The 24906-nt window shown below is 39.6% G+C and carries 19 protein-coding genes; 4 read left to right on the top strand and 15 right to left on the bottom strand.

Going from position 1 to position 24906, the window contains the following annotated elements:
• The first annotated feature begins 7 nt into the window (after positions 1–7).
• The 4 genes from ACFX5U_RS09110 (at position 8) to ACFX5U_RS09095 (ending at position 5564) form a co-directional block, all read left to right on the top strand.
• The gene (locus tag ACFX5U_RS09110) at positions 8–1777 is read left to right on the top strand and encodes a RagB/SusD family nutrient uptake outer membrane protein (protein WP_400263204.1); all 1770 of its coding nucleotides are present in this window, start codon (positions 8–10) and stop codon (positions 1775–1777) included.
• A gap of 19 nt (positions 1778–1796) precedes the next feature.
• Positions 1797–2831, top strand: coding sequence for a DUF5627 domain-containing protein (locus ACFX5U_RS09105; protein ID WP_400263203.1), 1035 nt, complete (start codon positions 1797–1799; stop codon positions 2829–2831).
• A 4-nt stretch (positions 2832–2835) separates the two neighbouring features.
• Positions 2836–4545 (top strand): endo-1,4-beta-xylanase, encoded by a 1710-nt coding sequence (locus ACFX5U_RS09100; RefSeq protein WP_400263202.1) that lies wholly within the window; start codon positions 2836–2838, stop codon positions 4543–4545.
• Positions 4546–4706: 161 nt separating this feature from the next.
• Positions 4707–5564, top strand: a complete 858-nt coding sequence (locus ACFX5U_RS09095; protein ID WP_400263201.1) for a sialate O-acetylesterase — start codon at positions 4707–4709, stop codon at positions 5562–5564.
• 197 nt (positions 5565–5761) lie between these two features.
• On the opposite strand, the gene ACFX5U_RS09090 is transcribed toward ACFX5U_RS09095, so the two are convergent.
• The 15 genes from ACFX5U_RS09090 to ACFX5U_RS09020 all read right to left on the bottom strand — a co-directional run bounded on the left by ACFX5U_RS09090 (position 5762) and on the right by ACFX5U_RS09020 (position 24830).
• Positions 5762–6505 (bottom strand): DUF6805 domain-containing protein, encoded by a 744-nt coding sequence (locus ACFX5U_RS09090; RefSeq protein WP_400263200.1) that lies wholly within the window; start codon positions 6503–6505, stop codon positions 5762–5764.
• Positions 6429–8144 carry a glycoside hydrolase family 127 protein gene (locus ACFX5U_RS09085; RefSeq protein WP_400263199.1) on the bottom strand — a complete coding sequence of 572 codons (1716 nt, stop codon included), beginning with the start codon at positions 8142–8144 and terminating at the stop codon, positions 6429–6431. The genes ACFX5U_RS09090 and ACFX5U_RS09085 overlap by 77 nt, the downstream gene beginning before the upstream one ends.
• Before the next feature lie 71 nt (positions 8145–8215).
• On the bottom strand, positions 8216–9970 hold the full coding sequence (locus tag ACFX5U_RS09080; protein ID WP_400263198.1) for a glycoside hydrolase family 43 protein: 1755 nt from the start codon (positions 9968–9970) through the stop codon (positions 8216–8218).
• Between the two features lie 76 nt (positions 9971–10046).
• Entirely contained in the window at positions 10047–10568 is a 522-nt protein-coding gene (locus ACFX5U_RS09075) for a hypothetical protein (protein ID WP_400263197.1), read from the bottom strand.
• Entirely contained in the window at positions 10474–12087 is a 1614-nt protein-coding gene (locus ACFX5U_RS09070) for an alpha-glucuronidase (RefSeq protein WP_400263196.1), read from the bottom strand. The genes ACFX5U_RS09075 and ACFX5U_RS09070 overlap by 95 nt, the downstream gene beginning before the upstream one ends.
• A gap of 57 nt (positions 12088–12144) precedes the next feature.
• Positions 12145–13110 carry a glycoside hydrolase family 43 protein gene (locus ACFX5U_RS09065; RefSeq protein WP_400263195.1) on the bottom strand — a complete coding sequence of 322 codons (966 nt, stop codon included), beginning with the start codon at positions 13108–13110 and terminating at the stop codon, positions 12145–12147.
• An 18-nt stretch (positions 13111–13128) separates the two neighbouring features.
• Positions 13129–14277, bottom strand: a complete 1149-nt coding sequence (locus ACFX5U_RS09060; RefSeq protein ID WP_400263194.1) for an endo-1,4-beta-xylanase — start codon at positions 14275–14277, stop codon at positions 13129–13131.
• Between the two features lie 10 nt (positions 14278–14287).
• Positions 14288–15700, bottom strand: coding sequence for an MFS transporter (locus ACFX5U_RS09055; RefSeq protein WP_280568524.1), 1413 nt, complete (start codon positions 15698–15700; stop codon positions 14288–14290).
• 410 nt (positions 15701–16110) lie between these two features.
• Positions 16111–17694: a glycoside hydrolase 43 family protein gene (locus ACFX5U_RS09050; RefSeq protein WP_400263193.1), complete on the bottom strand. Its 1584-nt coding sequence runs from the start codon at positions 17692–17694 to the stop codon at positions 16111–16113.
• Between the two features lie 35 nt (positions 17695–17729).
• Entirely contained in the window at positions 17730–19655 is a 1926-nt protein-coding gene (locus ACFX5U_RS09045) for a hypothetical protein (RefSeq protein WP_400263192.1), read from the bottom strand.
• Positions 19633–19836: a hypothetical protein gene (locus ACFX5U_RS09040; protein ID WP_400263191.1), complete on the bottom strand. Its 204-nt coding sequence runs from the start codon at positions 19834–19836 to the stop codon at positions 19633–19635. The genes ACFX5U_RS09045 and ACFX5U_RS09040 overlap by 23 nt, the downstream gene beginning before the upstream one ends.
• 52 nt (positions 19837–19888) lie before the next feature.
• Positions 19889–21742: a sialate O-acetylesterase gene (locus tag ACFX5U_RS09035; protein WP_400263190.1), complete on the bottom strand. Its 1854-nt coding sequence runs from the start codon at positions 21740–21742 to the stop codon at positions 19889–19891.
• A 270-nt stretch (positions 21743–22012) separates the two neighbouring features.
• Entirely contained in the window at positions 22013–23341 is a 1329-nt protein-coding gene (gene xylA / locus ACFX5U_RS09030) for a xylose isomerase (RefSeq protein ID WP_400263189.1), read from the bottom strand.
• Positions 23342–23347: 6 nt separating this feature from the next.
• The gene (locus ACFX5U_RS09025) at positions 23348–23830 is read right to left on the bottom strand and encodes an FGGY-family carbohydrate kinase (protein ID WP_400263188.1); all 483 of its coding nucleotides are present in this window, start codon (positions 23828–23830) and stop codon (positions 23348–23350) included.
• A complete protein-coding gene (locus tag ACFX5U_RS09020) occupies positions 23814–24830 on the bottom strand; it encodes an FGGY family carbohydrate kinase (protein ID WP_400263187.1) in 1017 nt (338 codons plus the stop codon). Before ACFX5U_RS09020 ends, ACFX5U_RS09025 begins: the two co-directional genes overlap by 17 nt.
• Positions 24831–24906: the final 76 nt, after the last annotated feature.

The following is a 24906-nucleotide window of genomic DNA, read 5'->3' as shown; positions in this document are numbered from 1 at the left end:
AATTGACATGAAAAAAATAATATTCATAATAAGCATTGCCTCTACCCTATCGCTCACTTCCTGTGAAGATATGTTTGAGCCTGCTATCGAAAATATATTAGATATTGAGACCGCATACGATAGACCCTTATATGCACAAGGATTATTATTAAATGGTTACACCAGAGTTCCCACAAACAGTTGGTCATTTAACGATGTGGCTACAGACGACGCGGTAACGAATGAAAGAGCTAGCGATTATCAAAAAATTGCGACAGGTCAATGGACTGCGGTCAACAATCCATTTGATCAATGGCGAAATAGCAAATCAGCAATACAGTACATAAACAACTTTTTAGCATTAACAGACAAAGTAAAGTGGGCCTCGACAGAGTCCGTCACTGCGATGTTCAACGACCGGATGAAAGGTGAAGCATATGGTCTTCGTGCTTTATTCTTGTTCCATCTGCTTCAATCTCATGCAGGAAAAACAAGTAGTGGTGAATTCATGGGGGTACCCATTATACTAGAACATGAGGTATTATCCTCCGATTTCAATCACAAACGAGCCACTTTTGAAGCCTGCATGAAACAGGTTTATGCCGATATTCAAAATGCTGAGGATTTATTACCCTTAGACTATGAGGATATTTCATCGGACAGTCAGGTTCCGGCTAAATATCAGACATTAGGTATTAAAATGGATGATTATAATCGCGTTTTCGGCACCCATTTTCGTTTACGAATGACCGAAAGGATTGCTCAAGCCATCAAAGCTAAAGCAGCACTTATGGCGGCTAGCCCAGCCTATGCAAGTGGTAATAGCACAACTTGGGCTGATGCGGCTAACTACGCAGGCCTTGTCATCCAGCAAAAGGGCGGTATAACTGGGATAGACCCTCAAGGGACATTATTTTATCAGCAAAATAGTGTGAATGCCATGAATGAAGGACGCAATACTTCTGAAATACTATGGCGTGTAGATCGGGGTGATGTGTCGTCAAATTTAGAAGCAGATCAATTCCCGCCAACTTTATTTGGTCGTGGGCGTATAAATCCAACCCAAAATCTGGTAGATGCTTTTCCAATGGCTAATGGCTACCCCGTAACCGATATCGCAAATAGTGGATTCAATGCTCAAGCCCCTTACGAAAATCGTGACCCCCGTCTTAAACAGTATATTTTGGTCAATGGTGGTATTTCTGGTGTTAATAATACGGCAATCAATACAACCGTAAACAGCCCAACCAATGACGGTTTAAATAAAGTGGAAACTTCCACAAGGACAGGATATTATTTGCGCAAACTTTTACGTCAGGACGTCAATCTCAACCCTTCCTCTACATCGGGACAATATCACATCACGCCGCGCCTGCGTATGACTGAGATATATCTCGCATATGCCGAAGCGGCCAATGAAGCTTGGGGTCCTACTGGTACTGGGACACATTCATTTTCGGCTTACGATATCATCAAAGCAATCCGAATACGTGCCGGTGTAGGGATAACCAATGGAGACCCCTATCTCAATCAGGTCAAAAATGATAAAGAACTGATGCGGCAGCTCATCCGAAATGAAAGAAGACTGGAATTATGTTTTGAAGGTTTTCGATTTTGGGATATCAGAAGGTGGAATAAAAATCTCACTGAAGCGGCACGTGGTGTCAATATTCAAAATAATAGTTATACGATTTTCAATGTCGAAAACCGAGTGTATGAACCTTATATGCAATACGGTCCTATTCCTTATAGTGAAATCTTAAAATATAGTAACCTTGAGCAAAACATGGGATGGTAAAACATTAATAAAAAATCAAATGAAAAAATTACATATATTTTCCGTTATACTAGTATTAGTATTCACATCCTGTAAAAATCAGGAATGGGAATTTCCAAATTTTCAATACCAAACGGTATATTTCGCTTATCAGTACCCGATACGTACGATTACCATGGGTGAAGACATATTTGACACCTCGTTAGATAATGATGGTAAAGTCAAAGTAATGGCTACAACAGGTGGAGTCTATGATAATAAAAATGACATCACCATTGATTTTGCGGTAGACAACGCGATGACTAACAACATCATATTTAATTCAACAGGTGTAGCTGTCACTCCCTTGCCGAGTAATTATTATACGATAGCATCCAATAAAATAGTGATCCCCAAAGGTAGCATAACCGGTGGAGTAGAAATACAGTTAACAGCAGATTTCTTTGCAGATCCTAAAGCCATCACCACCCATTACGTACTTCCTATCCGCCTAGACCATGTTATGAATGCAGACTCTATCTTATCAGGAATTCCTAAAGCAGGAAGCCTGCGCCGAAAAGCAGTAGCTGATGACTGGGACACTGCCCCTAAAGATTACATCTTTTATGCCATTAAATATATCAATACCTGGCAGGGCAATTACCTCCGCCGTGGCCACGATATCATTGTTGGTAAAAATGGAAATAATGCTCTCAGTCAAACACAAATTAGAAGAAATGCTTATGTCGAAAAAGATGAGGTAAAAAGCCTAACGACAGCGTCTTTGAAAAATACAACACTTCCATTAACATTTAAGGATGTAGACGGTACAAATATAGATTGCAATCTGCTGTTATCATTTGATGATAATAACAACTGTACAGTCACTTCGGCGACGACGGGAGTAACAGCATCAGGAAAAGGAAGTTTTGTAAAAAAAGGTGATAAGAATAGTTGGGGAAATACCGATCGAGATGTATTGCATCTAGATTATCAAATCGATATGCAAAAGATGAGTGTGAGTACAAAAGACACCTTAGTCATGCGTGACCGAGGTGTCAAAATGGAAACTTTTACTGTCCAAGTAAAACCATAAAAATATGAAAAGATTAAATACAAAGATAGGTCTTGGCCTTTTAGCAGGTCTCCTATTCTGTTCCTGTGCCAAACATGAAATACTACAATATGCGGCAGAAAAGCCTGAAAGTCTTATTGCCCAAGAAAATATAGATGCCTATAGCCCATTAATCTCCTACATCGATAAAAATGCGCATCCAAATTTCAAATGGGGGGTGGCACTCAATGTGGACGATTATCTGAATAAAGGGGTTATGTTCCGTTTAGCAAATCGCAACTTCGAAGAAATGGTTATCGGCTACGAAATGAAACATGCTTCTATTGTACAAGCTGATGGCACACTGAACTTAAGTAAACTGGAACGTTTGATAAAAGCAGCACAAGAAAATAAGATGCAGCTCTTCGGCCATACACTCACTTGGCATTCAGGACAAAATGCGACTTACTTAAATAGTCTGATTGCTCCAGTACTGCTGCCCTCTGGCTCAGCACCAGTACCAGGAGGTATCAATGTCCCTTCCGAATCCGGGTACGCCATGAAGATGACAAACCCATCAGTTGTAAACGCTTGGGAAGCACAGACGGCATATGACATTGTTGGTATGGAAACAAATACCGAATACATTTTAAAAATTGCAGCAAAAGGTAGTAAAGCCGGTAGTATAGGAATTGATCTCCAAGCCACATCCAATTATACAGGTGATAGTTTTGGAGCTATTGCACTCACAACTGAATATAAAGAATACGAACTTAAATTAACGACCACTGCCGTCCGTAATCGATTTATTATCAATTTTGGAGAATATGCCGGAACAATTTTCGTAGACAATATCTCGCTGAAAAAAGTAGGTAGTAATGCCGATATCATCGTCGATGGAGATTTTGAAAATGGCATAAGCGGATGGTTTGGCTGGGGCAATAGTTCCACACGTGCACACTCTGCCGAAGGTGAAGGCTATGGCGGACCTGGCGGAACAGTCATTGAGAAAACAACTGAAGAGAAAAAAGCCATACTTACCGATGCCTTAGAAACTTTTATTGCAGGTATGTTTTCTGTAACCAAAGATGATGTCACAGCTTGGGATGTGGTCAACGAACCGATGTCCGATTGGCCTGATCAGTACGCATTGAAAACTGGAATTGGTAAAGCCAACTTAGCAGAGGACGAATTTTATTGGCAAGACTATCTCGGAAAAGATTATGCGGTCAAAGCCATTCAACTTGCTCGTAAATATGGTAATCCTAATGATATCCTTTTTATAAACGATTATGGTCTTGAAGGTGGTGGTGATAAATGTAAAGGTTTAATTGACTATGTCAAATATGTAGAAAGCAAAGGCGTCAAGGTAGATGGTATTGGTACGCAGATGCATATCAACATCACGGCCAATAAAGATGACATTGTCAATATGTACAAATTACTCGCTGCAACTGGTAAACTGATCAAAGTATCTGAGCTTGATATCGGCCTTGGCGACAACATTAAAACAGCGAATGCAACTTCAGAAATGTATGAACAACAAGCAGATATGTATAAATTTGTAATCGAAAAATACTTTGAAATCATTCCAAAAGTACAACAATATGGGATCACGATATGGAGTCCATTAGACAGCCCTGATCGTGAAAATTCTTTCTGGAGAAGAGGTGAACCTATTGGAATCTGGACAGAATCTTTTGTTCGTAAACTGGCTTATCAAGCCGTCGCCGAGGCATTAGAAAAGCAAAAATAAGATTGTTAAATTAAATATTTTGATACATAAAGGAGCGGGTTTGATAAAGAAAAATTTGAATACTTTCAAGTACAAGTCCCTATACCACAAATTCACAGATAAATAATTAAAAAGGAGGGGGAATTCCCCTCCTTTACTTTAAAATCATTGCATATAAAACCATGAAAAAGAACACACTAAAATTTCAATTTCTTTTACTGTTATTGCTTTTTTGTACACCTGGATATGCTCAAGACAAAAACTTCCATATCTACCTCTGCTTCGGTCAGTCCAATATGGAGGGCCATAGCAAATTTGAAGATCAGGATACGCTAAGCAACAATCGTTTTTATTCACTTCAAGCAGTAGACTGCCCAGAGCTCAGTCGCAAAAAAGGAGAATGGTATGTGGCTAAACCTCCCATCACCCGCTGTAATACAGGCCTGTCACCTGCCGACTATTTTGGAAAAACACTAACTGAAAATCTACCCGATAGCATACGTATTGGCATCATCAATGTATCCATTGGCGGGTGCCATATTCAGCTTTTTGATAAAGATAGCGTTACAAATTATGTAGAAAAGGCACCTAACTGGATGAAAGGTATGCTAGCTGCATACGATAATGACCCTTACACCAGATTGGTTGATATGGCTAAAATTGCACAGCAAACAGGAGTTATTAAAGGACTTTTACTCCATCAGGGAGAATCAAATACAGGAGATCAGGATTGGCCGAACAAAGTAAATCGGGTATACGATAACCTATTAAAAGATTTAAACTTAAGAAGCGAAGAAACTCCACTCCTAGCTGGTGAATTATTGGCCGCAGATCAGGGAGGAAAATGTGCAAGTATGAATACCATCATTGGAACTTTACCTCAAACAATTCCGAATGCCCATATTGTTTCTTCAAAAGACTGTGAAGGTGTGGCAGATGGTCTTCATTTCAGTGCCAAAGGGTACCGGACTTTAGGCAGACGCTATGCTGAACTAATACTTAGCAGACGCAACGGAGGAGGCTACACAACCGTACAATAGGTTTATGAAGCCAGGTGTGAAGAAAAATAAATGGAATCGCTCCTTATTGAACATTCGGAAAATAATGTAATATTTAAAAAGACATAATGTAATTAGTATTCTTTCGTATAATGGAAAACAAATGTATTATAAAAAAACAAAAGCAAGACATGAAAGTGGCTTGCTTTTGTTTTAATCAACTACTCGTTACAAATTAATCAATCCTCCACCAACCGCACCCGAAACGCACGACCTGCCCGATTCCCTTGATGCGGAACAAATTTAATCGTTATCGTATCCCTATTCTGCAGTAATCCAATCGGGATATTATAGTTGACATCAAAGAACTTACTTTTATTCCATTTCGTTCCTAGCTTTTCTGTAGCTAGAAGTTGTCCATCAACAAGAATATCGAAATTACGATTTCCCGACTCGTATCCCCAATAAGTAACCAGCAACGAAAGATTTTCTTTTTGCGCTGTTTGCAATTCAAAAGAAAAGTAACCACCATTATCGGCATCTCGCCATGATTGGCCATCGTGAACTCCTCGAGATGATTTTTCTTCTTTAAATCGATGATCCACTTCAGGTTGTTGTTCGCCCAACTTCACCGCATCAACGGTACGATTATCCAATGCTAACTTTAACCGCTCCTCCTCCTTTTTCTCCACTTGCAATTTTTTAAATTCTTCCGCTGTCATGGCCAGCCAATACATCATATAACGGCTATCGTGGATTTCATAAAAAGGTTGCAAGGTAAACTGACCAAAGCGTTTGTCGGCAAAGGCTTCCGGCACCTCAAAATGCAGCGGTTCGTTTGCTAGAGGTCTCGTTTGATTTAGGCTTTTGATTAGTTCAGTACGTTCACCAATGAGAGCGGGTGTATCAAATAAAGACACCAAAGAAACCGTGTGCAATATGCCCCCAACGATGATCGTCAGCCACCAACCCTGACAAGTCACCTTTATCTATTTTACTACCCATTAAAATAGGACCTCTGAAAATGGAGATATATTCTGGTTGATGCTTTAACTCCTCGACACGAAATTCCATGGCCATATCAACTTCTATCTTATCACCTTTCTGCCACTTTCTATCAATCACTATATAAGAACCCGGTTGAGAGGATGCAGCATAGTCTTTCCCTCCTACGATTACCTTCATTTTCCCAGCAGAAATCCAAGTCGGATAACGAACGAGTACTTTGGCGGTGGTCGATTTGATTTCGTCGATTGTCAAGGTGCTTTTACCAGACGCCGGAAAATCAGTGTGCTGCGTTAGTTTTATACCTTTTTCTTCCCAATCCAATTTTGAGGCGACAAAAAGATTGATGTATAGTGCCTCCTCATCGTGGGTGTAAATCATCTCCCCGTATTTTCCGTGGTTTTCCATTCCCGTACCTACACAGCACCACATCGCACTGTTTACTTGCGAATAAACACGATAGTGGGCCGGACGCGCCGATGTAAAATAAACATAGCCGCCATGTTCTGGATGCTGGGTTGATAAAATATGGTTGTACAGTGCTTTTTCATAAAAGTCCATATATTTCACATCTGGATTCATACGGAACAAGCCTCCTGCTAGCTTAAGCATATTATTGGTATTGCAGGATTCGGGACCTTCCCGCTCTTCCATATAACTCAAGAAATCCTGTTGCGATGGAAAATGTTCTCTACGGCTGTTCCCACCTAGGGAAAGAGAACGGTTCTGAGACACAATATCCCAAAAGAAATCAGCAGCAACGGTATAATCCTCCTCTTTCGTCAGTTCGGCTACACGCTGATAACCCACTGCTTTAGGTACCTGAGTATTCGCATGCATATTGTCCAGATTATCCACCCGTTTTGATACAGAATCGAAAATCTGTTTATGTGAAAAACGCTTCGCTGTAGTAAGATAGCGTTCATCACCCGTTATTTGATAAGCATCTGCATACACTTCATTCATTCCACCAAACTCATTGCCCAACATGGACTCCATTTCTTCATCGCTTAATGCAGCTACGAGATTTGCACCCCAATTACTCAACTTAATAAACATATCTTTGGCTTCTTCATTATTCCCGTAAAGCCATGCATCACGTAAGCCTGCATAGGTTTTATGGAGGTTATACCATGGTACCCAATATTTCCAAACCTCGCCTACGTTTCCTTTTTTAACTTCTTTCCAAAGATTTTCACCATTAGGTACACCACCCAGATAGCCGTCACCGTTCTTATCCTGGCAACGTTTCAGTTCTGCCAACATATATTCCATACGCTCTTTGCAGCGCACATCCCCAGTCGACGCATAATGTATCGCCAATGCGGAAAGATAATGTCCACCGACATGACCATCTAAATCTATCCAATTCGTAAAACTAGGCGCTTTAGGTTCGATTCCAGCTTCTTTTAGAAAGGGGGCCAAAAGACGGTCGACATCATATTCCAACAATGTTTCTACATTCAAGTTTTGCGCATGTAGAAAAGGGCTTTCCAATAACTTAACATCCCCCAGGTCGAATGTGTGATGGTATAATTTTTCTTGAGCCACCACGCTGCTGCTCAAAGCCAGTGCTAACAGTAATATCGCCCCTTTATTTTTTTTATTGATCATCATATTTAAGATTTAAAAATAAACGGAGCTCCAGGGAGTTGGAGCTGCCGTTCGAGCAGTAAAACTAAACTAAACTAATTGATATTAATGTCATTTGATGATGTAGCATAAAGACCAATCATTGCTCCTGTAAATCCACCAGCAACATCTGTTGAAAGAATATCTCCAGACACAGTTCCTCCCAAATTCTGATAAGAACTACCATATAACGCATACGAAAATGTATAAGCATCACCTTCAGCACTAACACGTAGTTTCATTTTACCCGATCCATTGAGTTTCTGTTGCGCAAGTACTTTTGTAACACCATTTTCACTACGCTCTAATTGGATGTAATATTCATTATTGGATTTTGTTACGCCAAATACATAATTGAATTTTTCACTTTGAAAACAGGTAATACCGGCAAAATCCTTTTCAGAACTTGGCGTATATTCCATTTCTACCTCTGCCACAAATGAGATGTGTTGCTGCCTATAGAATAGTGCAGAAATTGGCTTTTTCTCATTAATATGAACATCAAAGGGTTTGATTGCCAATCCATTACTTTCCTTTACTAAGAACTTTTCACGAGGTCCTCGCAATGCAATCCAACGCTCCTCCAGTGATTTTCCATTTAGTTTATCGCTGTAGGTGAAATTTCCATTTGGAAAAAAACTTGATTTATCCTTACTACTTTCAATCTGTTTTGGTGTACGCACCAAAGCTTTAAGTGGCTCCATTCCCCCTTCAAAAACCGGCCATTCACCAGACCAGTCTACAGGTAAAACAAATGTTTCCCGACCAGTATTGACACGATTCTTTTCATTAGGTCTAACCGCTAAAAACACGCCGTACCACTCTCCGTTACCAGTTTGAATTAAATCAGCATGACCAGCCCAATCCACTTTATTTGGTCTATCGCCGGCTAGATGACGCTGTGAAAGAATCGGATTATTTTTTGCCGGAATATAAGGCCCCATCGGATGTTTGCTGGAAAAAATAACCTCACTATGATTTCCTCCAGTACCTCCTTCAGCACACATCAAATAATACGTGCCATTTTTCTTGTAAATATGCGGTGCTTCAATCCAAATGGGTTGCTTTGAAAGGTCTACTCCACCATCAACGATTATTTTACTCGTACCAGGGACCACCTGGTCCAGATCGACATCATACTCCCAAATCTTTATAACCCGATGACCAGTATACAATTCTTTTCCTTTATCAGGAGCATCGTTATGCACTACGTATGCTTTCCCATTATCATCAAAAAATAATGCGGGGTCAATTCCTTCAAATTGTAATTTAATGGGATCAGACCAATTGTTTGCTTTAGGATCTTTTGTTTTAACGACCATATTACCAATACCCGATGCAAACTGCGTCGTGATCATATAAAATGTATCGTTATTCGGATTATACATAATATCTGGAGCATATACCCCTTCACTGATACCTGCTGTGCCTACTTGTAATTGAGACTCACGGTTTAGTACATGGCCTATCTGCTTCCAGTTGACCATATCGTTTGAGTGAAAAATAGGTACTCCAGGAAACATGACGAATGACGAAGCTACTAAATAATAATCATCTCCCTTTCTTGTGATACTGGGATCAGGATAACAGCCCTGTAAAATGGTGCTGTAAAATTTCCCTGGTACAATTGGATTATCACTATAAAACTTATCGTTACCTGTGTATTTAAAGTTACTATACAACGGTTGTCCCGCTACTTTTTCTACATTGCCCTTTCTTTCATCTGCCCGCATAGCTTGACAGGATGACAGTAAAGTGAAAGCAAGTAGGCAGCACAGTAATCCTGTTTTATTATTTTTTATCTTCTGCATGATTTGCATCTTAACTTTGTTATTAATGTCCCTATATTTTTTATTCATAAATGGAAACAGGTTTCCTTCCAATACTTCAATTATGATGTTTCATATCTAGCTTGATCTTCTTCAGATCTTCCAATTCATGTATCGGCCTTTCAATATCATAAGGAATTGGCCTTCTGGAAAATGTTTGAAAGTAAAGGAGACAGGCATCTTTCCACCATACCGCATCTTTAGACTGAATCTTCAGTTTCGATTGTATTTCAGCAAAACGTTGATGATCGACTTTGTCTTCCAATCTATCCCATGCTTTTTGCATTTCACGTACCTGTTCTACTCCAAAATCATACTTATAGCATAATTCATCCCACAAGGAACGTCCACTTTTCATGGTATAATTCCACGGCACATGATGAAACCAAAGTAAAAATTCGTCTGGGCATAACTGGATATCTCCATAATTTTTTGCTACGGCAGTACTATACTGTGAGATTGCGTTACTACCGCTTGGTGTCCGATCAAACCCCAAGCCTATGGTGTCCGCTTGATGATAATACCAGGGCATCCAATCTGGACGGCCACCCTTTTGATCGCCCCATGGTTTCCGGTCCATAATGATGGTCGAAAGCAAAAATATGATGCAGCCCCAATGGCATCATATAATTAACAATAGCTTCTCGCGAAGTCATCATGATTTCTTTTACGGCATCGATAAAGGCTTTATCTTTCGAAAATGTCATCGCAATCCATTCTTCAGCGATTTGTTCAGACGAAAGCTGATGATTCCACGCCAGTCTTCCATAGGCATACCAATTTGCCTGTGCAAAGTGGTGACCTGTCCAATTGGTATCATCGCCAATATTCGCTACCGCTGCAATTGCCGTCTTTCGCGCAGGCCGTAAGGTTCCATCAGTTAATCTGGCTACAGTACTTTCCGCTCCATCCGAATAGGTATCACAATCTAATGTCTCTTTAAATAAAGGCGCTAAATATACCAAATGATTCGAAAACCCCAGATACTCTTGCGTGATCTGAAATTCAACCATTTCATGACTTTTTTTGAGCGCACCAAAGAGCGGATTAAAAGGTTCCCGAGGCTGAAAATCTATCGGTCCATTTTTAATCTGAATGATCACATTATCTCTAAATGCACCATCGAGCGGCACAAATTCTTGATATGCCTGCTTGGCACGATCCTCGGTCGTGGGATTGTAAACAAACGCTCGCCACATCACAAGACCCTGATATGGTTTTAAAATATCTGCAAGCATATTTGCCCCCTCGGCATGCGTTCTTCCATAATCCTGAGGACCAGGCTGGCCTTCCGAATTGGCTTTCACCAAAAATCCTCCAAAGTCAGGAATTAAGGTGTAAATCTCTTTGGCTTTATTCTTCCACCATAAGATGACCTCCGGATTAAGAGGATCTGAATCTGAAGTACCACCCAATACCTTCGGTGATGAAAAATTGACGGACAAATAAATTTTGATACCATAGCGTCTGAAAACAGTTGCTAAACCCTGCAATTTAGTAAGGTATGCAGTGCTCAAAATCTGAGGTGAAGCGTTCACGTTATTAACTACAGTGGCATTAATACCAATGGAGGCATTTGCCCGTGCATACGCTTCATATCGGGGGGATAACTGTTCAGGCAAATCATCCCACTGCCACAAGGAATATCCGGCATAACCACGTTCAATAGTGCGATCTAGATTGTCCCAATGATTGAGCATACGGATATCAAACGATGGGATTTCTTCCACATTCAAACTTGAAACTTGTTGATTAGTTTCCTGTAGCTGTAAAAGATGGTAAGCCGCATATAACAAACCTACAGGTTCATTTGCGATTACTTTTATCCGACCTGAATGGCCTGTTATTTTAAATCCATCTTTTAAATACGTCAACTTTTTGTCTAGTTTTAAATCAATAGACTGTCCCCTCCAAAAATCAGCTAATTCTTGTTGTGCGCGTACTGCAATTGGATCTTTAGCAGCAGTCGTTATGGACCTATTTTTAGCAATTTCTTTTGAAATAGGAACATACCTAAGCCAAAGCTTACTTCCATCCTCAGCCTGAAGACAAGAAAAAGGAAAAATAAAGAGCAAGAGTATTAAACTTATTTTCATCATTAGATTAATTATCAGGTTTATAATGGGAAATGCTAAATGAACCCCACAATCTCAACATTATTGACCATTAAGGGTCTTGATTAGTCCATGTTCATCATATTCGAGCTCAACTACTTTCATACTTCTCAGCCATGTTTTCCCACCCGAAGGCACACAGTCATGATAAAACAAATACCATTTCCCTTTAAATTGCAGTATGCTGTGATGTGTCGTCCAACCTACAACAGGAGTCAGAATCACACCTTGATACGTAAAAGGACCATAAGGATTATCCCCTATTGCGTAGCACAGTAGATGCGTATCGCCTGTCGAATAGGAGAAATAGTACTTGTCGCCATATTTATGCATCCATGAAGCCTCAAAGAAACGACGATCTAAATCCCCTTGCTTGAGTGGATTACCCTCTTGATCTAGAATAACAAGATCTTTTGGTTCTTCTTCAAATTGCAACATATTGTCCGCTAATTTGACAACTTTTGGACATAGTGCTACATCATGCCAATGCGGTAGATCCATGGGATAAGTCAACTTATTATTTCGATAATATTGAAGCTGTCCGCCCCATATACCTCCAAAGTAAAGATAATGGCTTCCATCATCATCTTGGAAAGCACAGGGATCAATACTATAGCTTCCTTTGATCGGATTATCTTCTGGAACAAAAGGGCCATAAGGTGTATCACTGACGGCTACACCTAATCTAAACACATCAGTAGCATCCTTTAATGAAAAATAAAGATAGTATTTACCATTTTTTGTCGCCACATCGGAATCCCAGAGCTGTCTTCCACCCCACGGAATGTCTGCTACGTCCAATACTTTGCCATGATCCACCACCTCAGCGTCCATATCATCCATAGAGAAAACATGGTAATCTTTCATGTCAAAATGATCACCATAATCATTTTCCAAAGTACCACTTTCCCAATCATGTGATGGATAAATATAAATTCTATCCTCAAAAACATGCGCTGACGGATCAGCCATAAAATCATTTGGTACTAAATATCGTCCTTTATTCATAAAATTGTTTGTTTATTTTTATTTTGCCAATTCAACTAAATCTTTGAGAAAAGCTTTAGGCTTATACTCCCGATCAAATAACAAAGGATAGTCTGTTCGTCCGGGAACTGGCCATCCATTCTTCCAGGAATCACCATCACCTACCCCCCACACGGTCACGCGCGTTATTTTATCGTGATGTTTTAGATATAACTTAAAAAAATCCTTGTAGCGGCTTGCTAAGGCTGTCGCTATAGTTGCCGGCAAACCCTCTTCATACGGGTTAAGCTCTTTTTTATAGCGATACGTTTCACTGATTTCTGCTCCCATATTGGGATTTACATGAGGCAATACAGAAATATCCATTTCCGTCACCATTACTTTTGTACCTAAACTAGCAAAGTCAACAATTGTCTTTTCCACTTCATTTAGCGCAGGATTATCTAAGCCATTGTGTTCTTGCATCCCAATAGCATCAACACGGACACCCGAATCAAGAACCTCTTTGACCAGCTTCATGATCCCATTTCTTTTGGTAGGAATAGCTGTTGAATAATCATTGTAATAGAATTCGGCACTGGGGTCTGCCTCTTGCGCAAATTGAAAAGCAAGCTTAATAAAATCTTTACCGATGATATCGTAAAACTTACTTTTCCGCAGTTCACCATTATCCAGCACAGCCTCATTGACCACATCCCAACCATGAATACGTCCTTTATAGCGTCCAACAACGGCATGGATATGCTTGCGCATCCTTTCAATCAAAACTTCGCGCGAGACATCCTTTCCTTTTTGATCGACAAAGAACCAAGTTGGCGTCTGAGAATGCCACATTAAAGTATGGCCGATAATATGCATGCCATGCTGTTCTCCAAACGCAACAAAACGATCTGCATCTTTAAAATTAAACTCCCCTTCCCTGGGTTGTAGGTACATACTTTTCATACAGTTTTCGGCCACGATGGAATTAAATTGATTCTTAACCACCGAAACAGCAGCGGCATTACGCTCCCATATTTGATCCAGATTCAAGGCTGTACCGATATAAAATTTATCCTTGAAAGCATGCTTTAATATGACTTGGTTTTCAGAGGTACGATCACCCGTTACCTGTTGTGATTTAGTCGAGGTGCATGCCAAGCCCAGTGTAGCGATGCCAGCCAAAAAAACGATCTTTGCTTTATTCATTTTTAACGATTTAATTCTTGTGTCTTGATTCTATTTCATGATTTATCTTATCGATAACCGCATCATCCAATTCGTATTTTGAAATAATGAACATGGCTACTAGTAATAAAATAGCAGGTATAACAACGACTAACCAAAGGATACCCTGTTCGGCAAAAGCCGATTGCGTAATGGTATTGTCCTTGTCAAAACCTACGTACGCGAGTACTAGACCAGGTACAACGCCGCCTAAGGCCATACCTGCTTTATAAAAAATACCAGTTAAAGCATTCACGATACCTGAAATTCGTTTTCCTGTAGCATGCTCGCCATAGGAAATCACTTCCGGTACCAATGCCCACATATATCCTGTAGCCACTATGACGCCAGTCGATTTAATAAATTGCGCCACTAGCACCAACCAAACCTGGCTCCTTAAAGCTGGTATTACAGAAACAACATAGAGCATGATCATTCCTAATATGGCGATTGTTAAGAAAACATAAAACAGTTGCTTTTTACCTATCGCACGCTTTATGGCAGGCACCAACGGCATAAAAATAAAGGCTGGAATAGATCCCAATGCCATAAAATAAGGAAGCATTTCTGGCGCCTGGATATTGTAGATCATATAATATGAACCCGCAGCATTACCGATTGCCATCATGGCAAATGCAGTGATAAAGAAGAAAGCCAATATGCGCAAAGGTCCATTATGTTTAAATGCTGTCCACAGATCAGAAACTTTTACATTTTCGGTTTCTTTCACATCCATGACAACACGTTCCTTGGTTTGTGTATAACAAAAAACCAATAAACATAACCCAGCGATAGCATATAGCGTCATAGTAATAAACCAGGCTTGAGCAGATTCGGGGGAATTGATCTTTCCATTTGGGGAAAGATATTGCACCAGTATGGGCACCCCATATCCTACTGCCAGACCACCCATATTGGCCATAAACATCCGGGTCGACGTCAGTTTTGTAACTTCATCCGTATCGCGCGTCAGCGATGCGTTTAATGCTCCATACGGCACATTGATCAGGGTATAGATCATTGATAATCCAACATAGGTAATATATGCATAGAGCAATGATCCTGAAAATCCATTCCAAAAACAGAGTATGGCAAATGCAGTTAATGGAATACCTCCTAAAATTAAATAAGACCGGTATTTCCCCATTTTAGGATTCTTTTTATCAACAAATGCGCCCACAATCGGATCCCATATCACGTCTATAACACGAACCACCAGAAACATAATTCCAGCTGCCGTTGCAGATATCCCAAATACATTCGTATAAAAAATAAGCAAATACATGGATACTGTCTGGTAAATGAGGTTTTGCGCCAGATCACCAGATCCAAATCCTATTCGTTGCAACGACGAAAGTTTATAGAAACCTTTCTGTTCGCCTATTGTTTGCGTTTCAGTCTTCATTTTTGTCTTGTAAATAATTGGTTTTCATGCTACTGCTGTAGCATACCTGATATTTTTTTAGGTTCACCAATAATGTTTATGATTATCGATGTGTTAAGTGTCACAAGTTCATTATGACAATTGTAAAATTACAAGTATGACGATTTAGCACATGATACATATGTGTTATTAACAGATAAAAATGTTTAAATTATAGCCGAAAAAAGCTGGCAAGCGAGTTTCTTTGTTAAAACAACGCCTGTTTACAAAAGATTTAAATGGTGTAGATTTCATCGATTCCTCTTGAAAAGATGTCCACTAAAAAATCAGACCCCTACGTCATTATAACGTAGGGGTCTGATGGATCATGTGTTTTATAAAGCTAGGACTTACAGCTCTTAAGCAGTAAAGACCCTAAGACAATTAAAAAATTAGGGCCGGATGTGGAAATAATCAAAATCAACAAATCCACCTACAGTTTTAGTAGCATAATTAAATAATCCAAATCGATACCCCATAAAATGCGGTATGGTATACGTCATTTTAAATTCCGTTCCTATGGATTCCCAGTTTTTACCATTCAGGCTATAAAAAAAAGTGGCAATATCTCTTTTGTTGGTAAAATCACATTTCACTTTTAAATAAACTTTTTGTTGATGCAGTGGGATATGTGCTAGTTCTTCTTCGATTCCTGTCTTAACATTGCTGTTCACTAAAACATGTTGCCCCCCTTCCATGCGCACCCCGAGCAAACCATAGTTTTGCTGCAGTAAAGATAAACCTGCAAAATCGCCATCCTTCATAGCTGAAATATCGATTGCAGTCTCCCCCTCACAGGTTGGGCCAAAAGTGCGTTGTGTCAAGGTGTTTCTTGCCTGTAGGAAATGTTGATCTATACGTCCTGTCTTCAACCTCAAGTTGCCTTTATTTTCGCTTACAGACCATAATGCCGCAACAGGGTTATGGTTCCATTGCCAAATCAGCGGTAAAGCTGGCTCTCCCGCTTTACGGTCAAAATCATCAGAATTAACAATATAAGGGATCAATCCTTTACTCGCTGGTAAATCTAATATTTCAGGAACTTTTCCATCAACACCTAGCACAGGCCAATCCTCTTTCCACGTAACAGGAACAAGATATGGGATACGTCCAACAGCACCATAATCCTGAAAGAGATAGGCATACCATGCACCATTTGGCATATCTATCAATCCCCCCTGTGCTACACCTTTATCTTGTAAAACCACACGCCCCTCGTATGGACCGTCTATTTTATCGGCACGGTGAACAATCACGGACCGCATTCCACCTGGAGGCCAGGAAATGTTAAACAGATAATATTTTTCATTTACTTTAAATAATTGCGAGCCTTCAGCTTGAAGCCCCCCTTTAGCACCTTCAGGTGTTGTCGGTAAAGTTGCGTTTTCAATTAAGACACGTTGCGTCTCTGGTTTTATTCCTGATAGATCGGGTAACAATTCAACAATATTAATCTTACCCCCACCCCAGATCATATAGATTTTATCTCCTTCAAAAAATAAGCTATGATCATGCAAAGCAGGCTTAAACTCCTTTCGATCCCAGGGTCCTTTTTCGATATCCTGAGTCGAATAAATATAAGTCTTACCCGTTGTCTGTGCAAATGTGCTGACATAGTAGGTTCCTTGATGATAGCGCAAACTACTGGCCCATGATCCCCGGCCATAAGTATTTTGGTTCTGATCTAGATTCAGTTCATCCATATCAGCCAAGGTATTATGCCCATAACCAATCATTTCCCAATTAACCAAGTCTTTCGATTTCATCAGTGGTAAGCCAGGGTTCATGTGCATGGTCGTACTGCTCATGTAGTAGGTATCACCTACCCGTAGCATAGAAAGGTCCGGAACATCAGCAAAAATAATCGGATTTTTTGCTTTATGATCCATTTGTTGTCCATAAATTGGTTTTATAAATAAAAACAAAACTAAAACCCAATACGATGATCTGCGCATACCTGTTAAATGAATTTTCATAATACTTATCTATTTTTTTAGGTTTATCTATAGACTTATTCAGCAGTAAATATAACATTATAAATCTTGGATACACCCTTGTAGTTAAATGTTACTCGACTCGTTCCCGAAGTTGATTCTGCCTGTTTAATCGTCACTTGAACAGCAGGATTATCCGAAGATGCCGTCACGACTGGTGCTGTTGATTGTTGCGATGCAATTTTGTTTTTAATTTCGTATTGATCATAGTCAACAATGCCATTTGCATTGGTCGACCGGACAGGTACAGCCGGTATTTCCAGCGCTTTACCGTTAACAGCAATACGTACTTGAGGAACTATCGGACGCTCAATTTTAGTATGCTTTGAACTAAATCCCAATCCAATAAAATCAAACAGGATTTCATGATCACCCCCTTCTGCAACCAGGTATATCGCATGCTTTTTATCGAGATGATCAATATATTTGGATACATCGATTTTAAATGCTGTCGTTTCATCCGTAGCGTTGGCCGGTACAATGATTTCCCCTATTTTCTGACCATTCCATGTGTCATTGTCATAAGGACCATCCAACCAAACATTAACTTTAAAGGACTTTTTAGATTTCGGAGTTATAAACAGGTTAAACATCGTATTGTTTCCTTGTTTTGTTCCTTGAAAAGCTTTCAGTCCAAATTGATCACTTTTAAGACCCCCAAAACCAAAATATTTAAAACCGACAATACTTCCGTTTTTTAGATTCGTAACAGGCATATGATTATCCCATATATCCCAAGAATCTTGCATGGTACTGATATCAGAGAGGTATGCCGTATATCCGGCCGAATAGTATTGATAAGGATCGAGTCCAAAAATATGGAAACCCTCAGATGTTACTTCTGCACCCTTATATTCTTTATCCTGACTATCCTTAACCGTCACCATTTTATTTACTGCATATGGATCATAAGCCCTAATGCGTACCGATCCACCTTGTGCCACTGATTTCTCATCCCAATCAATAATAACTGGTGCAACTACTGCCTGACGCGCAAATCCAAATCCTCTTGGCGGTCTATGGTAAAAAACATACCATTGTCCATTAATTTCCTCGATACTTCCATGCGTATTATGCCCCGCATTACTCGTCTCGATAGCCGTACCATCCTGATTAAGGACCGGTCCACGCGAATCGACCAGTACACCCCCACTTTTCCATGGTCCCAATGGTGAATCACCAATCAGATAGCGCAATGTAGAGTTCGAACTACCGACACCGTATTCGGGGCCCGAATAACCACTATATACCGATATGTATTTATTGCCAACTTTCCGGATAGAAGAGGCTTCAAAGAAGTTAAAAGATCCCAAATCTTCTCCAGGTAAAACATGCGCATATTCCGTACCCTTCGGATCCCGTAACACACCATAGCTTGCACTTGCTGGAATAAAACGATCGATGATTTTTGTACCCGGTCTAACTGTATACATCGTATTCTGATCCAATTGGGCAGCTAAAGATCGTTGAAAACCCCAGTAAACATATGCTCTAAAACCAATTTCAAAATCAGGATCTGTAGGGTCTGTAATATTTTCTACAAATACAGCAGGATCAAAACCAATAACACTTCCAGGTAAAGTACGTGTGCCATCTTCGGTCAAATTGATGGGTTTAAATGGACCATCAGGACGGTCACCTTTTACCACCATCGCTTCACGATTCTCTCCCCTGCTATGCGGATATAAATAGTATTCTTTACGACCATCTTTTCTTTTTACCTCCACTAAGTCTGGTGCATACATGACATCCCATTGCCCACCAGTTTCGTAAGTAAATATAGGTCCATCATCTCTCCAGCTAGATAAATCGTCCACTGGTGCAGACCACATCCGAATATCAGGCCCACAATAACTATCGAACCTTAGGTCATGCGATCCAATAATGTATGCACGGTATTTCCCTGGATGATCAGGGTCTTCAAAGACGCGAGGTTTCGCCATCGGGTAAATGCTCCCAAAGAGGCAAATAAGGATTGCCAGCACCTTTGTGAACAAACTTTTGTGCTTTATTGATTTTTGTCGAATTATTTTGTGCCATAACATCGGTTGCCGATAGCGCCAACATACCTACACATAATAAAAAGACTGACTTTTTTTTAAACATAAATTTAGTTTTATTCATAATTTTCTCGGTTATATTATTTAATACATATACTATTCATCAACACAGTTCACTACCAATTGTCGGTACGAAATGGTGATGCTAGTAATCTTTCTTTATTTTGCAGATTAGCCTCTTCGGGGTTATCACTCCAGGCATAACGAACTGCTACTGGATTTGTGACTTCCTTACTCCGCACGATGATGGTGTTCCCTTTAATTACAGCTTCTGCCCACACAAAGACCTTATCTTCTCCCGCTATAGCAAAATGTTGTAAACGACCTTCTCGACTTCGCAAACCACCTCCAGTATCATTAAAAAATAAGGTAATCTTGTTTCCTTCTATTTTCATGTTATCATAAACTGGTCCAGCACTGACCAAGCGCTCACCATAAATCAATTGCCGTGCTTGCAAAAACAAACGATGTGCAAGGTCTTTTTTATTTAAAGGGTGAATATCATTCCATTCACCTAGATCATATGTAACTGCCATCGCAGTTTTTGGCACTTCTAATGCTGTTTGTAGTTGAGCCTCTCGAATAAGACCCCATGTACTTTGGAATGGAGGTTTAATTGATTTAGGAGTATAATTAGGGAGCTGTACAAGTAAAAAAGGAAGTTCAGCACTTTTTAATTCTGCTCGCCAGTTTGTGATCAACGCTTTTAAATACTTTCCGTAATTTGAATCTCCAGCATTACTTTCACCTTGATACCAAATCACCCCTTTAAACTGATAGTAGCACAAGGGATTAATCATACCATTGTACAGACCCGACCCCATGGATTGTATGTTTGCAAGTTCTTTTTTCGATTGCTCCAATTGGTTTAAATCTTGACCCACTTTATACTTCCAAGTTCCTTTAAGATCCACGTCTATTTCATCATTGCTAATTTTGTATGGTTTATCTGGAATAAATCCACCATCATTTGCATTTGCAGTTAACCTGATAGTGATATTATTTTTCCCCGATTTCAATATTCCCGCAGGAATATCGTATTTGCGCGGAGGATAAAAATAAGAAGTAAAGCCCACAAACTTACCGTTCACAAAGACAGAATCACTATCAACCATTGTACCCAGATATAACTTAGCATACCTCCCTTCCATAGAAGTGGGTAAGTCAAAATCTTTACGATACCAAACAGTGCCCTTGATATCCAATCCTGTTTCATTCCAGCGACTTGGTACAGTTACTGTTTGCCATTCACGATCATCCCAATCTGTACGGTGCCATTTATTTGCTCCTTGATCTAATGCTGCATTTTCTAGGCTGGTCAATGCTTTTTTATTGACGATTAATGCTGGAAATTCTTTCAAATGATCTTGATTTATCCAACTTTGAATGGTACTTCCGCCTTTACTAGCAACTAGCATTCCTACTGGAATACCCGTATTGCTGTACGCTTCTTGCGCATAGAAATATGCTAAAGCAGTCCATTTTAGCACATCTGAAGCTATTGCTGAATACCATTGTGCGCCTGAAGCAATCTCATCTTTTTCATGGACAGATTCTTGTGTAGGTACTTTATAATAACGTATCATGTGATTATTGGACACATTGATCTCTGGGTACCGATCCACTAAACGCAGTATAGGAGTCTCCATATTAGACTGTCCTGAGGCTAGCCATACATCACCTATAAGAATATCACGAATAATAAGCTCATTGACTTCCATTATAAATGGACCTCCAGCTTTTTGTGGTGGCAAGGTCACAAACCACTTACCATCAGCATCAGGTTGTGTCTGGTAAATTTTTCCTTGAAAACGGATAGTCACCTTCTCGCCACGGTCTGCCCAGCCCCACAATTTCAGATCGACATCGCGTTGCAATACCATACGATCGCTGATTAAAGCCGGAAGCTTGATCTTGGCAACGACATACTGATAAATAAAAAAGCTGAACAGAATGGCAATAATTCTCATAAAACAATTATATTTTTTTCTCGTATTAAAAAATTACGGTACAGATTTAAGTTTCTTCCCCGCTACATTCTTGTTATTTGATCTGATATAGATGTATAAATACCTCTAGGATTGTGATGATTGCTCATTGCTATGCATCCTATAAGCATATATAATTGGTATAATGGTTATTCGCTTTATAAAACAAAATAGGTTTTTTAATAAGTTATGAAAAGAGCCAAAGCCCTTCCCATAACTAAAACGAAAAAAACAATAAACGAATAAAAGCGGTTAAATATAACGGTTTATCAAATTCTCTAAATATTCCTGCTTACCACTAATGAGTTTAGGTTCACCATTTTCAGCAGCAAAGTTTCTTAAATCTTCTAAAGATAATTTACCCTGCTCAAATTCAGCACCGGCACCAGTATCAAAACTAGCGTAGCGATCTGAGCGAATTTTTTTATAATCAGATTTTTGAAGAATATTGTCTGCTATCACTAAAGCTCTAGCAAAATTGTCCATGCCCCCCACATGAGCATAAAACAAATCGGCAGGATCAGTTGAATTTCTGCGAATTTTAGCATCAAAATTAACACCTCCACCTTTGAGACCACCAGCTTCTAAGATGATTAACAAAGACTCCGTCAACTCATTCAAATCATTTGGAAATTGATCAGTATCCCAACCGTTCTGATAATCTCCACGGTTAGCGTCAATAGAACCTAAAACTCCCGCATCAGCTGCAACTTGCAATTCATGTTGGAAGATATGCCCGGCCAAAGTAGCGTGGTTCACTTCTAAATTTAACTGAAAATCATCTAATAAATCATATTTTCTCAAAAAACCAATTACCGTTGCAGCATCAAAATCATACTGATGTTTTGTTGGTTCGCAAGGTTTTGGTTCAATAAAGAATGAACCTTTAAAGCCATTATTACGCGCATAATCTTTTGCTAAATGTAAAAAACGAGCCAAATGATCCTGCTCTCTTTTCATATTAGTGTTCAAAAGAGACATATATCCTTCACGTCCGCCCCAAAACACATAGTTTTCTCCTCCAAGTGCAATCGTAGCATCAATTGCTGCCTTTACTTGCGCACCACCATGCGCCAATACATGAAAATCAGGATTTGTAGATGCACCATTCATATAACGGTGATGACTGAACAAGTTGGCTGTACCCCAAAGTAATTTGATACCACTTTGAGTTTGCTTTTCCCTAGCATATTGCACGATACGCTCCAGATTTTGCTCATTTTCAACAACATTATCGGTATAGTCAACCAGATCGACATCGTGAAAACAATAATAGGGCAATTGCATTTTAGTCATAAATTCAAATGCGGCGTCCATTTTATCTTTTGCCCGGTCTATGATGGTAGGTTTGGCATCCCATGGAAAAAACTGTGTCGGTCCTCCAAACGGATCAGATCCATTACCATTAAACGAATGCCAGTAAGCACATGCAAACCTTAAATGCTCTGCCATCGTTTTTCCTGCTACCACACGGTCAGCATCATACCATCTAAATGCGAGTGGATTATCCGAATCTACACCTTCATATTTTATCTGTCCAATGTTTTTGAAATACTCCTGATTTCCTAATAATACTTCCATTTTTAATTAATTTAACAATTTCCTATTTAAACTATCTTTCCATTTCTCATATAACTCATCATATAAAGCGATATGTGTCGGTTCAATGATCGCATGTTTCTCTAATCCAGCAAAAGCTTCTTTACGCGTAGAAAATATCGCTGCTCCAAGACCTGCTCCCAATGCTGCCCCTACACTTCCGTCATTATCGTAAAGCTCGACTTCTACATGTGTTACACCTGCAAAAGATTGCTGAAATACGGGACTCAAAAATAAATTAGCATGTCCTGCGCGAATTACTTTTGGTTCAATACCATTTTGTCGTAAAATATCGAGTCCATATCGAAATGAGAATGCAATTCCTTCTTGTGTAGCTCGCCATAAATGTGCATCATCATGCCGTACGAAATCAATGTTTTCGATATGCGCATTCACCATCCGATTTTTCAACATTCTTTCAGCTCCATTGCCAAAAGGTAATACGATGATACCATCAGAAACCAATAGCAATATTGGAAGCTAATTGATTGATCTGTACATAATCATTTCCGCGTGCAGTTATTTTTTTCATCCAGCTATTTTGAATTCCTGTACCATTTATACAGAGCAAAATGCCTAAGCTTGTTTTGGTATAATCATGATTGACATGCGCAAATGTATTGACGCGAGATTCCTGATCATATACCAGTTGGTCCGTGACCGCATATATAACACCCGATGTGCCTGCAGTCGCAGCAACTTCTCCGGGGTCAAATACATTCAGAGAAAGTGCATTATTGGGTTGGTCACCAGCTTTATAACTCACGAAAGCATCTCTGGAGAGATTCAATTCATCCGCTACATCGGCTTTTATTTGTCCATAGTTTGAAAAAACAGCTAAAATATCAGGAACTAAATCCTGATCAATACCGTAATAATCAAGTAAGGTCTCCGAGATCCTATTATTCTTAAAATCCCATAAGATACCCTCCGATATAGAACTGATATTGGAGTTGATCTCACCAGTTAAACACATGCTCAAATAATCACCAGGTAACATAAATTTATGTATCCTTGCATACAGTTCAGGTTCATTCTGCTTCACCCAGGCTAACTTTGAAGCTGTAAAATTTCCCGGAGAATTGAGATGTGACGCTAAAAAACCAGTAGAGGACAAATCAGAAATTGCCTGATTGCCTATTGCAACTGCCCGACTATCGCACCATATAATGGCATTTCGCAGGGGATGTTGATCCTTGTCTACAATCACTAGACCATGCATTTGATAAGCAATTCCAATAGCACCGATATGCTTCGGATTATAAAGTCCAGTACTGTTAAGTTTTTTAATCGCCAATTTTGTATACTCCCACCACAGATTGGGGTCTTGCTCCGCCCAGCCCTGCTGTTCAGAAATAATAGCTGCCTCATTGTCTGGGTATTGAGTAGACACAACTCGTCTATTTGTTTGTGCATCTATGACAGAAACTTTAATAGAGGAAGTCCCTAAATCTATTCCTAATAATAACATATCCTATTTTCTAATAATTATTTTAGTCTATTAATTCAATTGCTCAATATGGTAAGTCACCATTATCTGTTCCCAT

Origin of the sequence: Sphingobacterium sp. SG20118, assembly GCF_044740685.1 — a bacterium.
GTDB lineage: Bacteria > Bacteroidota > Bacteroidia > Sphingobacteriales > Sphingobacteriaceae > Sphingobacterium.
Note: the sequence above shows the minus strand (reverse complement) of the source record. Positions and strands in the feature narration are given on the sequence as shown.